Annotated in this window: 12 protein-coding genes; 10 read left to right on the forward strand and 2 right to left on the reverse strand. The window is 31.0% G+C overall.

Annotated elements, in window-relative coordinates; translation table 11 throughout:
* The 7 genes from C3E90_RS02480 to C3E90_RS02510 all read left to right on the forward strand — a co-directional run.
* A partial coding sequence (locus tag C3E90_RS02480) for an OPT/YSL family transporter (RefSeq protein WP_236913971.1) occupies positions 1–880 on the forward strand: 880 nt, incomplete at its 5' end.
* A gap of 12 nt (positions 881–892) precedes the next feature.
* A complete protein-coding gene (locus C3E90_RS02485; protein ID WP_236913972.1) occupies positions 893–1,240 on the forward strand; it encodes a PqqD family protein in 348 nt (115 codons plus the stop codon).
* Between the two features lie 155 nt (positions 1,241–1,395).
* Positions 1,396–3,129 carry an HD-GYP domain-containing protein gene (locus tag C3E90_RS02490; RefSeq protein WP_236913973.1) on the forward strand — a complete coding sequence of 578 codons (1,734 nt, stop codon included), beginning with the start codon at positions 1,396–1,398 and terminating at the stop codon, positions 3,127–3,129.
* A 302-nt stretch (positions 3,130–3,431) separates the two neighbouring features.
* The gene (locus C3E90_RS02495; RefSeq protein ID WP_236913974.1) at positions 3,432–4,127 is read left to right on the forward strand and encodes a DUF5058 family protein; all 696 of its coding nucleotides are present in this window, start codon (positions 3,432–3,434) and stop codon (positions 4,125–4,127) included.
* 19 nt (positions 4,128–4,146) lie between these two features.
* Entirely contained in the window at positions 4,147–4,854 is a 708-nt protein-coding gene (locus C3E90_RS02500; RefSeq protein WP_236913975.1) for a hypothetical protein, read from the forward strand.
* Between the two features lie 12 nt (positions 4,855–4,866).
* Complete coding sequence (locus C3E90_RS02505; RefSeq protein ID WP_236913976.1) at positions 4,867–6,042, forward strand: M20 family metallopeptidase; 1,176 nt, start codon at positions 4,867–4,869, stop codon at positions 6,040–6,042.
* 168 nt (positions 6,043–6,210) lie between these two features.
* The gene (locus C3E90_RS02510; RefSeq protein WP_236913977.1) at positions 6,211–7,845 is read left to right on the forward strand and encodes a PucR family transcriptional regulator; all 1,635 of its coding nucleotides are present in this window, start codon (positions 6,211–6,213) and stop codon (positions 7,843–7,845) included.
* 48 nt (positions 7,846–7,893) lie between these two features.
* Here the strand turns inward: C3E90_RS02510 and C3E90_RS02515 are convergent, their stop codons facing one another.
* Positions 7,894–8,400: an ECF transporter S component gene (locus C3E90_RS02515; protein WP_236913978.1), complete on the reverse strand. Its 507-nt coding sequence runs from the start codon at positions 8,398–8,400 to the stop codon at positions 7,894–7,896.
* Between the two features lie 159 nt (positions 8,401–8,559).
* Here C3E90_RS02515 and C3E90_RS02520 point away from each other — a divergent pair, with 159 nt between their 5' ends.
* From C3E90_RS02520 to C3E90_RS02530, 3 genes are read left to right on the forward strand one after another with little or no spacing between them, the layout of a single operon-like run.
* The gene (locus C3E90_RS02520; RefSeq protein ID WP_236913979.1) at positions 8,560–10,971 is read left to right on the forward strand and encodes a sulfatase-like hydrolase/transferase; all 2,412 of its coding nucleotides are present in this window, start codon (positions 8,560–8,562) and stop codon (positions 10,969–10,971) included.
* A gap of 58 nt (positions 10,972–11,029) precedes the next feature.
* The gene (locus tag C3E90_RS02525) at positions 11,030–12,859 is read left to right on the forward strand and encodes an LTA synthase family protein (RefSeq protein ID WP_236913980.1); all 1,830 of its coding nucleotides are present in this window, start codon (positions 11,030–11,032) and stop codon (positions 12,857–12,859) included.
* Positions 12,860–12,874: 15 nt separating this feature from the next.
* Positions 12,875–13,663 (forward strand): transposase, encoded by a 789-nt coding sequence (locus C3E90_RS02530; protein WP_236913981.1) that lies wholly within the window; start codon positions 12,875–12,877, stop codon positions 13,661–13,663.
* A 40-nt stretch (positions 13,664–13,703) separates the two neighbouring features.
* Here C3E90_RS02530 and C3E90_RS02535 read toward each other — a convergent pair whose 3' ends face one another.
* Positions 13,704–15,395, reverse strand: a complete 1,692-nt coding sequence (locus C3E90_RS02535; RefSeq protein ID WP_236913982.1) for a hypothetical protein — start codon at positions 15,393–15,395, stop codon at positions 13,704–13,706.
* Between the last annotated feature and the right edge of the window lie 171 nt (positions 15,396–15,566).

Here is a 15,566-nt window from a genome sequence, read left to right on the forward strand (position 1 = left end):
ACCGGTAGGTATTCCTGGAGCATTGATAATCGCAGTATTTGGATTCTTCTTTGCAACAGTATCTGCAAGACTTGTAGGTTTAGTAGGTAGTAGTAATAATCCGGTATCAGGAATGACTATAGCCACATTATTAATTACTTCCATCATATTCAAAGCCATAGGCTTTGATGGAGAAGAAGGTATGATAGGGGCTTTAGCTGTAGGTTCAGTAATCTGTATCATAGCAGCTATGGCAGGAGATATGTCCCAGGACTTAAAAACTGGTTTCTTAGTTGGAGCTACTCCAAGGAAACAACAATATGGAGAATTGGTTGGTGCAGTAGCTTCAGGTTTAGCAATAGGTTTTGTATTATTATTACTAAATAAAGCATGGGGCTTTGGTTCATCTGAACTGCCAGCACCACAAGCTACTCTAATGAAATTAGTTATTGAGGGAGTAATGAGTGGAAACTTACCTTGGGCTCTAATCTTTACAGGAATAGGCATAGGTATAGTTGTTGAATTATTGGGTATACAAATACTACCTTTCGCAGTAGGTCTATATCTACCAATTCACTTAAGTACACCAATTATGCTAGGTGGTATCATTAGAGGAATACTTGAAAAGAGAAAAGAAGAAGAAAATATCCTTAGAGAAAAAGTTGAAGGTGGAGTATTATTCTCTTCCGGTCTTATAGCAGGAGAAGGCTTAATAGGAATACTATTGGCAATATTGGCCATAATACCAGTAGGAATAGATGCAGCAGGAGATACTATTACCGTTGCAGATAAAATTGCCTTTGGTAACGCTGTACTAGGTCAATGGGGTTCTATTATCTTCTTTGCAGGTTTAGCATTCCTATTGATAAGGAAATCCTTCTTTGCTAAAGTAGAAAAATAATAGGGGAGAAATATGTTTAATAAAAATAAAAAGGCTCAAAACTATCTAGACTATATACCAAAAAAATCGGAAAAAATCCATTGGATTGAAAAAGAAGACGGATTAACTCAAATAATAATATATAGGGATTCATTATTTGAAAGGATAGTTAGAAAACTATTTTTCACCCCAGATAAATATAAAATAGATTTGGATAAGATGGGTTCTTTTATATGGAATCAGATAGATGGAGAAAAAACCATATATGAAATATCCCAATTAGTAAAAGCTGAATTCAAAGAAGAAGCAGAACCTATATATGAAAGGCTTATCCAATATATGAGTATATTGAAAAACAACAAATTCATAGAATTTATATAAAACAAACCTCCTAATTTAGATTCTTCTAAAATCAAATTAGGAGGTTTTAATAATAGAATTTGGAATATGTCGAATATTGTAAATAAATTAACAATATAGTATAATAGGCCTATAATAAATAGCACAAAAGAACTATTTGTTAGGAGGCTGTGTATATGTCAGTAAAATTGGATTTAAATGCCAGTAGATGGCTAAAAAGTCAAGCCAGCACTACAGAACGTAAATTAAAAAGAAAACAAAAAGAAATAATCGAACTATTAGATTATGATATAGGTATATCTTTTTTATTTAATGATGCTAGGAATATAGCTTTCATTAGGGGAATAAGCACTAAGGAAAATGATTTATGTGAAGATATTATTTCACATACTATTTTTTTGAACAAAAGGCAATACAATTCAATAAAGGAATTGATAGATAAAAAGGATATAGTGGTAAATCACCACCATGGTAAATCATCCCTTATATTAGAAAATATGAAATCTGAAGTCCTTATTCCCATATTTAAATCAGATTTTTCTGATGACTTACCCATGAAATTAATAGGTTGTTTATACCTAGGTTCTACTACATATAAAGAATTTCCTTCAAAGGTTTTTTCTCAGGATAAAATAACAAATGAGAAAATTTCTGATATCTCAAAACTACTTACAATATGTTTAGCAAGATATGAACAGGTATATGATGCAATAAATATGATTGATGTATTTACGGATATTTTAAAACATAAGGACCAATTTTTGCCTAACCATAGTTATAATGTGGCTAACTGGTGTAATGAAATTGGGATAGCATTAGGATATTCCTATGAAGAATTGTACAAACTAGTTTTTGCAGGTTTATTACATGATGCAGGGAAATGCATGATAGATTCTAGTATATTAAATAAGAAGGGAATATTAACAGAAGAAGAATACTCAGTTGTAAAAAAACATCCTTTAGATAGTTATAGAATTGCTAAAAACTTATTTGGACATATATCTGGATTAAACGATATTCCCAATATGGTTAAATACCATCACGAAAGATATGATGGAAAAGGATATCCAGATGGTTTAAAAGGAGAAGAAATACCTTTTAACAGCTATATAATAGGTATTTCTGACGCAGTAGATGCCATGATGACAGACAGGCCTTATAAAAAAGCCAAATCAATAAATGCAGTTATAAGGGAACTATATAGGAACAAAGGGAAACAATTTCATCCCAAATTAGTTGATATTATGGTGGAGAGATTGACAAGAGCTCAAAAACAGATTCATGAAAGTTCCTTTCACGCTATTAGTTTAAGCTCATTAATAATTAGTTTTAGTGAGGATATAATTATCCTTGAAGGTACTTTATTAGAAGTGGAAGATTACTTTGTATTCAAACCAACGGATGAAGGACAAGTAGAAAGTATTGATTTATCAGAAGCTACAGATATGGAAATGGTAGTTAAGGATTTAAGCAATTTAAATTATTATGAAATCAAAGTGGAGGATTTTAATAACAATACTTTTTATCTCTCCTCTATAAAATTAATTCCATCTCCTAATGCATTTAATCTTCTTTGGAGCTTGGAAGGCATAATATATTGGCCTGATGGAAATAGAAAAACATTCATGGAAATTACACGAATAGGTGGAGATTCATTATCTTTCTGTTTATATAATAACAAAGCTATAGATATACCCTATGGGAAGCCTATAAAAGTGAATGTGTTGTTTGAAGAATTAGATGTAGATATTACCGGTAATATAGTAAAAAGCTATAACTTTGGTCCTTATAAATACTTAGATTTTCAATATACCAATATACCAGATGCAAAAAGGGATGCCATATATAGGCAATTGTTTAGAAAACAATTAGAATTGAGAAAAGCTATATCTGAATATAAATATAACTAAAATAAGTGAACAGCATTCTTTCAAGGGGACAATTGAAAGAACAAAAAAATTAAACAGCCAAAGTTCGATATTTTATCGGACGGAGGCTGTTTAATTTTTTTGTTGTATAAATATTTTAAAAAAACTATAATTTTTGTAGGAAAATGCAAAATTATAGAATAGTTAAACTATTAACGAAGGAATGTACAAAAATTACAAAGCTACAAAATCAGTATTAAATCTCTAAAATACTCACAAATCTTATTGTATAAATATGTAGTAGTATAAAAGTACAGACAATAAATATTTAGGAGGGAATGGGCATGAAGGAATATTTAAAAGTAGCAAATGATCCAATTCTTTGGTTAATATGCCTACCAGTAGTAGCGATGGTAGGAGTTCAAGCAATTATATTTTCTAAAAGAGCATTTGTAGCTGCAAAATCTGCAGAGCTTACAAAGCAAGAATGTAAAGATGCATTTAGAATTGGTGCAGTAGCAGCAATAGGACCTGCCGTAGCGGTATTTGTTGTAATGCTTGGAATGATGGCAGTAGTAGGAGGGCCTATGACTTGGTTAAGATTATCAGTAATAGGATCTGCACCTACAGAATTAGCAGCTTCTACAATGGGAGCAAAGGCAATGGGAGTTGAATTTGGCGGAGAAGGTTATGGAGTTTTAGAATATGCTAACTCCGTTTGGGCAATGACTCTAAATGGTATCGGTTGGCTTGTATTTGCAGGTTTGTTTACCCATAAATTAGAGGGAATGAGAAACAAATTTGCAAAAGGAGATTCAAAACTTATAGGAGAAATAAGTGGAGCTGCCATGTTAGGTGCTATGGCATATCTTTTAGGAGGCCATTTAATAGCAGGTGGAGGAAGATTGGTATCAGCATTAGCAGCAGGAATAGCAATGATATTATTAGGAATGTTATCGCAAAAATTTCCAAAGCTTGTGGAATATAATTTAGGAATTGCAATGGTTGTAGGGATGGTTGCAGGAGTTATATATGTATAAGATAACAGGAGGGATATAAATGGAAAATAATGCAAAACAAGCTTATTATGAAGACTTTACCAAACCAATTGTAAAAACAGGAAGATGGACATTGTTTGTGACAGTAGCTTTATCTTTTCTTCCACCACTTTATCTATGGATTAGATACGGAGCATTACCACCATTAAAATCAATATTTACAGGATGGTTTTTAATAGCCTCAATTTATGGAAGTTATTATATTGTTGAACCTATATCCTATTTTCCAGTTTTAGGAGTAGCAGGGACCTATATGGTATGTTTAGCAGGGAACATAGGAAATATGAGAGTTCCTTGTGCAGCAGTTGCTCAGGAAGCGTTAAAGGTAGCTCCAGGTACTAAAAAGGCAGAGTTAGTAGCTACTTTAGGAATTGCAGGTTCTATTATTACAAATCTAATAGTAGTTACAATAGCAGCTATAGCAGGAAATAGTTTGATGAATATATTTCCTCCTGTGGTATTAAAAGCGTTTGACTTTGTATTACCATCTATATTTGGCTCAATGTTCGCCATGTTTGCAGTTAAATATCCTAAATATGGAGCATTTGCTATAAGTTTAACATTATTCCTTTTAGGAGTTGTAAAAGTATTGCCAGTATGGCTTTTAATTCCTGTATGTGTATTCAGTACAATACTTTTTGCAACAAAATCATATAAAAAGAAAAGTAGCCAACAATATAAAGATATCAGTTATGGTAGAGAGAATTAGGAGGAAAAGAATATGAAAGACAAAAATGTATTAGAGTATATTGATAAAGATGAAACCATAGAACTACTTCAACAGATGATAGCTTTTAAAACAGTTAATGAACCAGGTGATGAATTACCTTTGGCAAAATTCATAAAAGAGAAACTAGATGAAATTGGTGTAGAGGCAGTAATTGATGATTTAGGAAATAATAGGGGTAATGTAATAGGTAGATTAAAAGGTACTGGAGAAAGAGAAGCTCTCTTGTTCAATGGCCATTTAGATACAGTTCCTCCAGGAGATATTGAATGGGAACACGACCCATATAGTGGGAAATTAGTAGACGGAAAGATATATGGAAGAGGTTCTGTGGATATGAAAGGAGGGCTTGCAGCAGCATTAATAGCTCTTAAAGCAGTAAAAAAAGCTGGATGGAAACTAAAAGGTGATTTTATTTATTCTGCTACTGCAGGAGAGGAAACTGATAGTATTGGTGCTGTAAAATTTGTAAAAGATGGAGGACTAAATGGTGTAGGAGCCATAATAATTGGAGAACCAAGTTCAAATGGAATAAATATAGCTGAAAAAGGTGCATTTTGGGTTGAAATAACTACTTATGGGAAAACAGCCCATGGTGCATTCCCAGAAAAAGGTGTAAATGCTGTAGTCAATGCCAAGGCCTTATTATCTGAATTATTAAATTATAAGTTTAAATGTGAAGAAAATGAAATCCTCGGACATTCTACTATGAATATATCCACTATAAATGGAGGAGTAAAGACCAATGTTGTACCGGATAAATGCAGAATAACTATAGATATGAGAACAGTACCAGGTACAGAACATAAGGAAATAATAAAGGATTTCGAAGAAATTATAGATAATTTATCTAAAAAGGTAGATGGCTTTAAAGCGGATATTAAGATTTTAAACGATAGGGCAGCTGTAGAAACAAAAGGAGATAATCCATTCGTAAAATTGGCAGAAGAAACCGTTAAAGAAGAATTCAATAAAACCATTAAGGGACAAGGAGTAAACTTTTATACCGATGCATCCATATTTTTACCCCATAAGCAAATACCTTGTATATTTTATGGACCAGGGGATGGGGATATGGCACATCAACCAAATGAACATGTAACAATAGATAGCCTATTAGAAGCAGTGCAATTCTATATAGCAATCATTGAAAAATATCTTGTATTATAAGATATATTCTGCTATAAATTGTAAAAAGATTGTTTATAGAATAATAAAAACAACTTCCTAGTTTGATAAGTAGCATAAACTGGGAAGTTGTTTTTTGGTCTATAATGTCTAATATTATTTAATATGTTATAATAAAATTAATATATAAAATAGGGGAGATAATATAGCATGGGTGTAACAATAGGAGAGGTATTGAACACAAAATTCTTTGCAGAATATCAATTGATTGCAGGTGGAAAAGGATTAGATAGAGAAATACAAGCTGTATCACTTTTCGATGCACCTGATGGACATAAATGGGTTAAAGGAAAGGAGTTTATGCTTTCCTCTGGATATTTATTCAAAGATAATTCCGATTATTTTAAAGAGGTAATATTATTTTTATACAAACAAAACTCAACTTGCATGGCAATAAAACGGGACAGATATTTGGGAGAGGTTCCAAAAGAGGTAATAGATTTATGTAATGATTTAGGGTTCCCGTTAATCAATGTTCCAAATGGTGTGGCTTGGATTGATATAATAAATGCTGTTAATTCCATTGTGATGAATAGATATATAACTCATATTATTGATAGAAAGAATGCTGATAAACTTGTATTAAGAAGCGATAATTTTCACAAAAAAATCGAGAAAACCATGATATGTCTTTCGGAAGAATTAAAATATCCATTAACAATAGTGGATATTTTGGAAGAAGAAATCTTCAATTATCCTAAAGAACAACAATTTGTGAAAAGTGAAATTCCTTTTACTAAAGAGGACGATTATCCATTTAATTATCAAAAGGAAATATTATGTGACAAACTAAATATTTGTAGGATAACTAATATAGAAGATAAAGAGAAATGTTCTTTTATAACCATACCCATAGTAATTAAGGGTGTGACAGTATCAAAACTAATCGTATGGGAACGTTTTGAGAAAATTGATTACTATGATTTGTTTGTCATAAGACTTAGCTATATGTTGCTTTTAGAGTTGTACGAGCAGATTTATCTAATGAATTCTTTTGAAAGGCGATTTTATGATGACCTCATTAGGTCCTTAATAAATGGTGAACTAGATTCAAAACAAAGCCTAATAGAAGCAATAAATAGTGTACAAGATTTTAAGCTAAATATTGAAAATAAGTTCATATGTATCTGTATAAAACAGAATAAGAATAATCCATCTTTTTATAATAGCCGTGAAAAAATATCTACCACTTTTTTGCTTAATATTCCAAAGGACAAGTCTATATTTGGAATAACAGATGATAATACCATAATTCTCATATATGATGTCCAAAATTATAACAATAAAGATATAATTAAGAACGTAAAAAGAGATTTTGAAGGTATATTTAAAGAAATAAAAAACAATTTCCCAGATAGAAAAATAAAATTAGGAATAGGAGATATGGTAGATGATATCTGTTCCATAAAGAAAAGCTATATAGGGTCTTTGAAAGCAGTAGACATTGGTTCTTATATTTACACAGATGGGGAAATGATAGCCTTTGAAGATTTAGGACCCTTTGGATTATTACGGCTGGAAAGTATTCAAGAAAAGGATTTTAAAAACAATTTTAGTAATATAGCCCCCTTATTAGAAGAGCCAGATAGTGAGGAGTTAATATCTACACTAAAAGTTTATTTAGAAAGTGAATCCAATTGTAATTTAGCTGCAAAGAAACTATTCGTTCACAGTAATACCGTAAGATATAGAATTGCAAAGATACAACAAATTTGCAATATTGACTTAGAGAATCCTATTGAAAGATTAAAAGCAGAAATATCATTAAAATTCATAGCAAATTAAAATAAGTTCCCTTTTTGGTGCCAGGCACCGAAAAGAGAACTTATTATTTTATCTATCCCTTTCATAAGCTCTCACAATAGATGGTATCAATAAAATTTGAATTATTATTCCAGGTAAGGCTGTAAGGGTAATCCCCTTAATATATAGGCCTAAAGGAGGCATTGGAATAGAAAAAAATGTCCCAAGAATTAACACCACCAATGCAGCACATATTCTACCAATTAGCATACTAATAATTAACGAAGGCATTAAGGTCATTTTGACTTTTCTATATAGATAGCCAGATATAAGACCATAGACTGCCAACTCTACCAACATAACCCAAATAATTGGGATTGGTGGCATTCCAGTTAGAAAATGATTAAGAGTAGGAGAAATAATACCTACAATAAGTCCTAAAGATGAACCTAATATTAGTCCAGAAATCAATACGGGAATATGCATAGGAAGAAAAATAGCTCCATTAATCCCTGACATATGTACTATCATAGGAAGGATAATACCAATGGCTATTAATAAAGCCGCAGTGACTAAATCTTTCGTTTTAAACCTCATGATTATCTCCTTTCTTTTCAAGTTGTACTTATACATTATACAATCATTTAAAGATTTTTCCAACATACAATCCAATATTTCTCAAAAACTTGCATGGAAGTCAGTATTGGTGTAAATTATTATTATATCAAAATATTATGTCTCGTTGGAGGAATGTGAATGTTATTTGCAATACTATTAATATTAAAAATTATATTATTTATGAATATAACAAATGTAGAACACAACAGACTTTTGGTTCTGTTAACCAGTATACTGATAAGTTTGTTATTTTTCACATTAATCTATTTTAGTAATTTAAAGAAGAAAAGGGTTTGGGGATTTTCCCTATATATAATATTATCTTCTATCATGTTTGTAGATGTAATGTATTATAGCTATTTTAACTGTTTACCATCCATTAGGATGATAAAACAATTTAATCAATTAGGGGCTGTAGGAGATAGCATTAAGGCATTGCTGGATATTAAAAATCTCATGTTTATTTTGGACATACCCTTACTTTTAATATATTTTAAGAAAAATCCCAATATAGAAGAATATAAAACTAATAATAAATATATTAGGTTTGGAGTACCGACTGGAATTGGTCTAATCCTCCTATTGGTTCTATCCCTTTTGAATTCCAATGGTTTAATGACTCCTATAAGTAACCAAGAATTATATACCTATCATATTAAGGATATAAAAAACTCATTATTTGGGGAAGAAATAGCTGAAGGGAGTAGTACATTTACTAAAGAGGATTTAGAAGAATTAATAGAACCAGCTAAATTGGAGAAAGGCAAATATACAGGAATTGGAAAAGATAAAAACCTAATAGTAATCCAAGTGGAAGCATTGCAGAACTTTGTAATAAATCGTTTCTATGAAAATCAGGAGATAACCCCTAATCTAAATAGATTGATAAAGGAAAAGGGAAGCCTTTATTTCGACAACTATTATCAACAAATAGGTAGAGGGAATACCTCAGATGCAGAATTTGTCACCAATAATTCTCTATATCCTTCTATGGAAGACCCTACCTATAATCAATATGAACAGAATACTTTTTATGGATTGCCATGGATACTTAGGGATAATGGATATACCTCATGGGTATTTCACGGATATGAAAAGGATTTTTGGAATAGAAACAATGCCTATGTAAATCAAGGTTTTCAAAGATTTTTATCGGAAGAGGACTTTGATGTAGTAGAAAAAATAGGATTTGGAATAACTGATGAAGAATTCTATAAACAATCCATGGACTATTTAAAGGAATTGGACAGTATAGATGATAATCCTTTCCATGCCTTTATTATCAGTTTGACTAGCCATACACCTTTCAATATTCCAAAAGAATATCAATATCTAGATATAAAAGAAGAACATGAGGGGACTATATTAGGAGATTATCTTCAAGCAATCCATTATGCAGATAAAGCTTTAGGTCAATTCTTTGAAGATTTGAGGAAAGAAGGATTCTATGATAATTCTGTAATAGCCCTTTATGGAGATCATTTTGCTATAACTGGATTCAATCCTTCAGGAGTAGAATTGATGTCGGATTTTTTAAATATTAACTATGATGTAAATGAAATGTTTAGAGTCCCTCTGGTAATCCATGTTCCAGGGGAAGAAATCAACGAAACCATATCGGAAATAGGTAGCCAGTTGGATTTTCTACCTACCATATTGAACATTATGGGGTATGAAAACGAAAAAGGAATTATGTTTGGGAAGGATTTATTAAACCATGAAGGAGAAAATTTTGTGGCAGCTCAAACCTATGTATTGAAAGGCTCCTTCATAGATGATGATACATTATTCTATATGTCAAATGATGGATTATTTAAAAACAGTAAAGCTTTAGATAGGAAAACTAGAGAACCATTAGATGTGGAAGATTATAGAAACCAATATGAGAATATAATTGCTGAGATAAATAAATCAGATTATATACTCAAAAATGATTTGATTAAAACATTAGTTGAAAATCATGGACAGGTAGAACTAACCTATTCAAGGAGTAAAAATATACCTAATGATGAGCATATAGTAGAATGTTATACTAACCCTTTGGAAGAATTGAGAGATAATTATAAAAAAGGGAGCCGACTGTTGGCAGTTAAAGTCCATTGGTCTAAAGATGGAAATGTATTATTAAAAGGTGGTAATAATATTGAGAATTTAGCTAATTGGATGAAAGAACATGAAAAGGCTTATACAATTCTTAGGACGGAGGAAGAAGACGAATCTATCTTTTTAAAGATTAAAGAGGATTATCCTAAACTAAAGGATAGGTTTATAGTTGAAATGGCCAATTTTAAAGAATATACAAAGTTGACCAATAAAGCCTATAAAAACATTTTACTCAATGTTTCAAAGAGCCAATATAGTGGAGAAGAAATTGTTGAATTCTTAAAAAGAAATCCATTAACTGGAGTCATAATGGATGAAAAATCCGCCAACCCATCCTTAATAGAGGAATTACATGAAATAGATATTCCTGTTTATTTAGATGGAGTAGACGAGACTGTAGATATAGAAGAGTATGGAAATATTGATGGCATTTTCGTGGGACAGTAGGGACGGTTCTCCCTGTCCCATATTCACTAGAAGTCAAAATATAGATGGAGGAATATATATGTTACCCTTATTGCTAATACTAAAAATCCTATTGTTTATGAATATTACCAAGGTTAAATATAATAAGCCTATAGTATTGCTAATAAGTATATTGATAATATTATTCTTCTTTACATGGATATATCTTAGTAATGGAAAAAGAAAATATAGATTAGCTTTTTATTTCTATACCATAGTATCCGCAATTATGTTTGTAGATGTGGTTTACTATACCTATTTTAATACTTTGCCATCCATAAGGATGATAAAGCAAATCGATCAGGTGGCAGCAGTAGGGGATAGTGTAAAGACTTTACTATCCTTTAAAAATCTGTTGTTTTTACTGGATTTACCCTTATCTTTTATATATTCAAGGAAAAGAAGAAAATTCAATACCTATAATAAATATATTAAATGGGGAATCCCTGGAGGGATAGGCTTTATTTTAGTTATTTTCTTAGTGCTTTTAAGTAAAATAAGCCTTTTTGGTCCAGTAACCAATCAAGAACTATTCACCTACCATGCTAAGGATATTAAAAAAGCTATAATGAAAGAGGATATAGAAAGTATTGAAACATTAACTAAAAAGGACATAGATGAACTAAAACAGCGAAATAAGTTTGTGGAAGGAAAGTATACTGGACTAGGAAAAGATAAGAATCTAATAGTCATCCAAGTAGAAGCATTGCAAAACTTTATAATAAACCATTACTATGAAGGACAGGAAATTACTCCAAATCTAAATAGATTGATAAAAGAAAAGGGAAGCCTTTATTTTAACAACTATTATCAATTATTAGGTAGAGGGAATACCTCTGATTCGGAATTTGTTACCAATAATTCCCTATATCCTTCCATGGAAGAACCCACCTATACCCAATATGAGAACAATACCTTCTATGGATTGCCTTGGGTCCTTAGGGATAATGGATATACTTCTTGGGTATTCCATGGATATGAGAAGGAATTTTGGAACAGGGAGAAAGCCTATCTAAACCAAGGATTTCAGCGATTTGTATCCCAAGAGGATTATGATGTAGTAGAAAAAATAGGATTTGGAATTACTGATGAGGAATTTTTTAAACAATCTATGGACTATTTAAAGGAATTGGATAGTATAGATGATAATCCATTCCATGCATTCATAATTACCTTATCAAGCCACAATCCCTTTAATATACCAGAAAAATATCAGTATTTAGATATTAAGGAAGAACATAAAGACACAATATTAGGCAACTATCTTCAAGCAATCCATTATATGGACAAGGCCTTAGGTGAATTCATTGAAGAATTAAAGAAAGAAGGATTATATGATGAATCCGTACTAGCCATCTATGGTGACCATTTTGCAGTAAACAGTCTAGAGGAGGAAGCACAGAAGTTGATGACAGATTATTTGGGATATACTTACGATTTAGATGAAATGATGAAAGTACCTCTAATAATCCAAATCCCTGGCTTGGAATCTAATGAAACCATAAATAGAATAAGCAGTATGCTAGATTTTATGCCAACTATATTGAATATTATGGGCTATGAAAATGAAAAGGGTCTTATGTTTGGTGTGGATTTATTAAACTATGAAGGACAAAACTTAGTAGCTCCACAAACCTATGCCCTAAAAGGTTCCATAATAACCGATGAAATACTGCTAGAAATGTCCAGAGACGGAGTATTTGAAAACAGCAGAGTCTACAATATTAAAACAAGAGAACCATTAGATGTAAATAACTATATAGAAGAACACAAAAAAGCAATAGAAGAAATAAACAAATCCGACTATATACTAAAAACCGACTATTTCGGGACAGCGGGGACGGTTCTCCCTGTCCCAAAAAATAAATAAGGAGTGTGAATCGTCATGCCTAGATATTCACGAGCTTTATCAACTACTGGGATATATCATGTTATGGTGAGGGGAGTCAATAGGATGCATATATTCCTAGATAATGATGACAAAGTAAGATTTTTACAGACATTGGCGAGGATGAAGTCAGAAGAAGAATATACATTGTATGGATATTGTATAATGGATAATCATGCACACTTACTAATAAAAGAAGAGAAAGACTCAATATCAAGAACTATGAAAAGGATAGGTGTTAGCTATTCATATTATTTTAATAAAAAATATGATAGAGTAGGTCATTTATTCCAGGATAGGTTTAGGAGTGAAAGGATTGAATCTGAAAATTATATACTATCTTGTCTAAGGTATATACATAACAATCCAGTAAAAGCATTGATAACTAAAGAACCATCAGATTACATTTGGAGTAGCTATAATATCTACATAAATAAAGCTGAAAATAAAGAAGAAATTATATCTCCAGAATTTGCATTAAGTATTTTTTCAGAAAACAAATCCAAAGCCATAGAAAAGTTTAAAAAATTTTCTGCAATAGATTGCAAAGAGATTTTTATTGATATATATGAAGAGGAAGAAGATATAGAAAAAATCCAAAGGGAAAAGATTAAGGAAATACTTAAAGGTTATAATTTGAAACTAGAAGATTTACCTAAATTGAAAGATAGAAATATTAGAACTGAGATAATAAGAGAAATAGGCGATAATATAAGTATATCAACGAGAGAGATGGCAAATTTAATAGGATTGAGCAAGAGTACAATAGCTAGGATATTAAAATAATGGGACAGCGAGAACCGTCCCTACTGTCCCAAATTAATCTTTACTGTCCCAAATTAATCTTTACAAACACATCCCTATCCCATAAGCTGGTTATATAATTAACGGCGCTTTCTACCCTAGCATTCAACCTGTCTAACCCACTACTTCCTGCATAAATCCAGCTATCATCATAAATGGAGAAGTTTCCTTCAACTACTAATCCTAACTCATCTATATCCTTTTCATATATACTATATTTCAAACCAAAAATATATCTCCCATAGGAGAAGCTGCTATACATACTATTTATATAATCTTCAGTTTCATTGAGTAAATCCACGGATATTATCCTATTATCATGAATATTGAATCTAATATTTTTATCATAATCTTCTGTATAAGTAATATTTCCATCTATATATAAATCCGGGTTTATTCTTCTTATTTCATAATTAAGCCTTTTCAGATATCCCAATTTAGTATATATGGACCAATTGAAAAAGTTCTTTGAATTTACCATTATATCTAAATCAACAGTATCTCCCCTTTGGGTAGCGGAATATTTAAATTCTACATTATTATATTTGTTTAGATTCTTATTAAGAATATCTTCAAAATAATTGGAATCAATTCTATAATCCTTTTTCAAATTACTTCTTGAGAAATCAAAGGACAAATCCTTCCCCTTAGATTGAAACTTTACATAATCTCTATAAGAAGAGCTAGAATATTTACTATAATAGGGGTTTCTTACACTACCTTTAATTAAGGCATCTTCATTATATAGAATGAGTATGGCTGAATATATATCCCAAATATAATCCTCTACTTCTTTTCTGTTCAACCTATACCAATTATATACTTTAGAGGAAGGGAAACTAAAGGTAATATCTAACCAATTGCCAGAGGATTTTTTGATTTCAATATCCATAATCAAACTTCCTACCTTATCCATATATCTATTCAAATGGTTTTCCAATGTTTTTACATTGCTAATATTTCTATAGGGAATATTTAAACTTTTATATAATTCCTTTCTTTTCTCCAAATTTTCTATTTCTATATCTAACAAATGATTTCTACCATTCCTAATACTTACTAAATTATCCAAATTTGAAGGATAATCCTTAGATACTAAAATTCCATTAGCATCTATTAGGATTTTATTATATTTTTTATCCAATGTAGGAGTAATATATAAATAGCTTCCAATATCCATTATAGGTACATATATATCATCATTGAAAAAGAAAGGTTCTTTACTAAAGGATAATTTTTCATTATCTAAATAAACCTTCACATCACCAAAATAAACCTTAATGTTTTTAGTAGTTTTATTTTTTAGGCTAGCCTGCTCTCTTTCTTTACCTTTCTCCAAAAGATATATTTCATTCTCTAATCCATCTATTATCCTTCCTTTAGCTTCTATTTCATAACCCCTTTGGAAAGACTGTATATCCTTTGAATCACTTTTAAGTCTACCCTTAGAATCCAAATTAGCAATTTTATTCACTTTATCTATTTCAATGCTTAAGTTTAATCCCTTAGCCAAGTCCCATAAAGGAACCCAGATTTCATCATCATATATAAAGGGTTGCTTATTGGATATAATCTTCTTTCCTTCAACCTCCATATATAGACCATAAAAATCTCCATCAATTTCTTTAACATAGCCTACCCCTTCAGAAACAATAGGAGAGAAAACTGTAAAAAATATAACTAAAAGAATAAGCTTAGCAATTTTTCTATCCATAGAATTACTCCTTTCAATATACTCCATTAATACTATCGGCAACCCATGAGAAATTTTGTATAATAAATTTAAGAAAAAGAGGTTTTTGCCGATAATATTAGTAGCCTTTAGGGCTAATTGTGAATTAGGAAATGATCCTCGTGGTTAGAAATTGTCATCCTGAGAGTGGCA

This window comes from Clostridium sp. Cult2 (assembly GCF_021655075.1).
GTDB lineage: Bacteria > Bacillota > Clostridia > Tissierellales > Tepidimicrobiaceae > Schnuerera.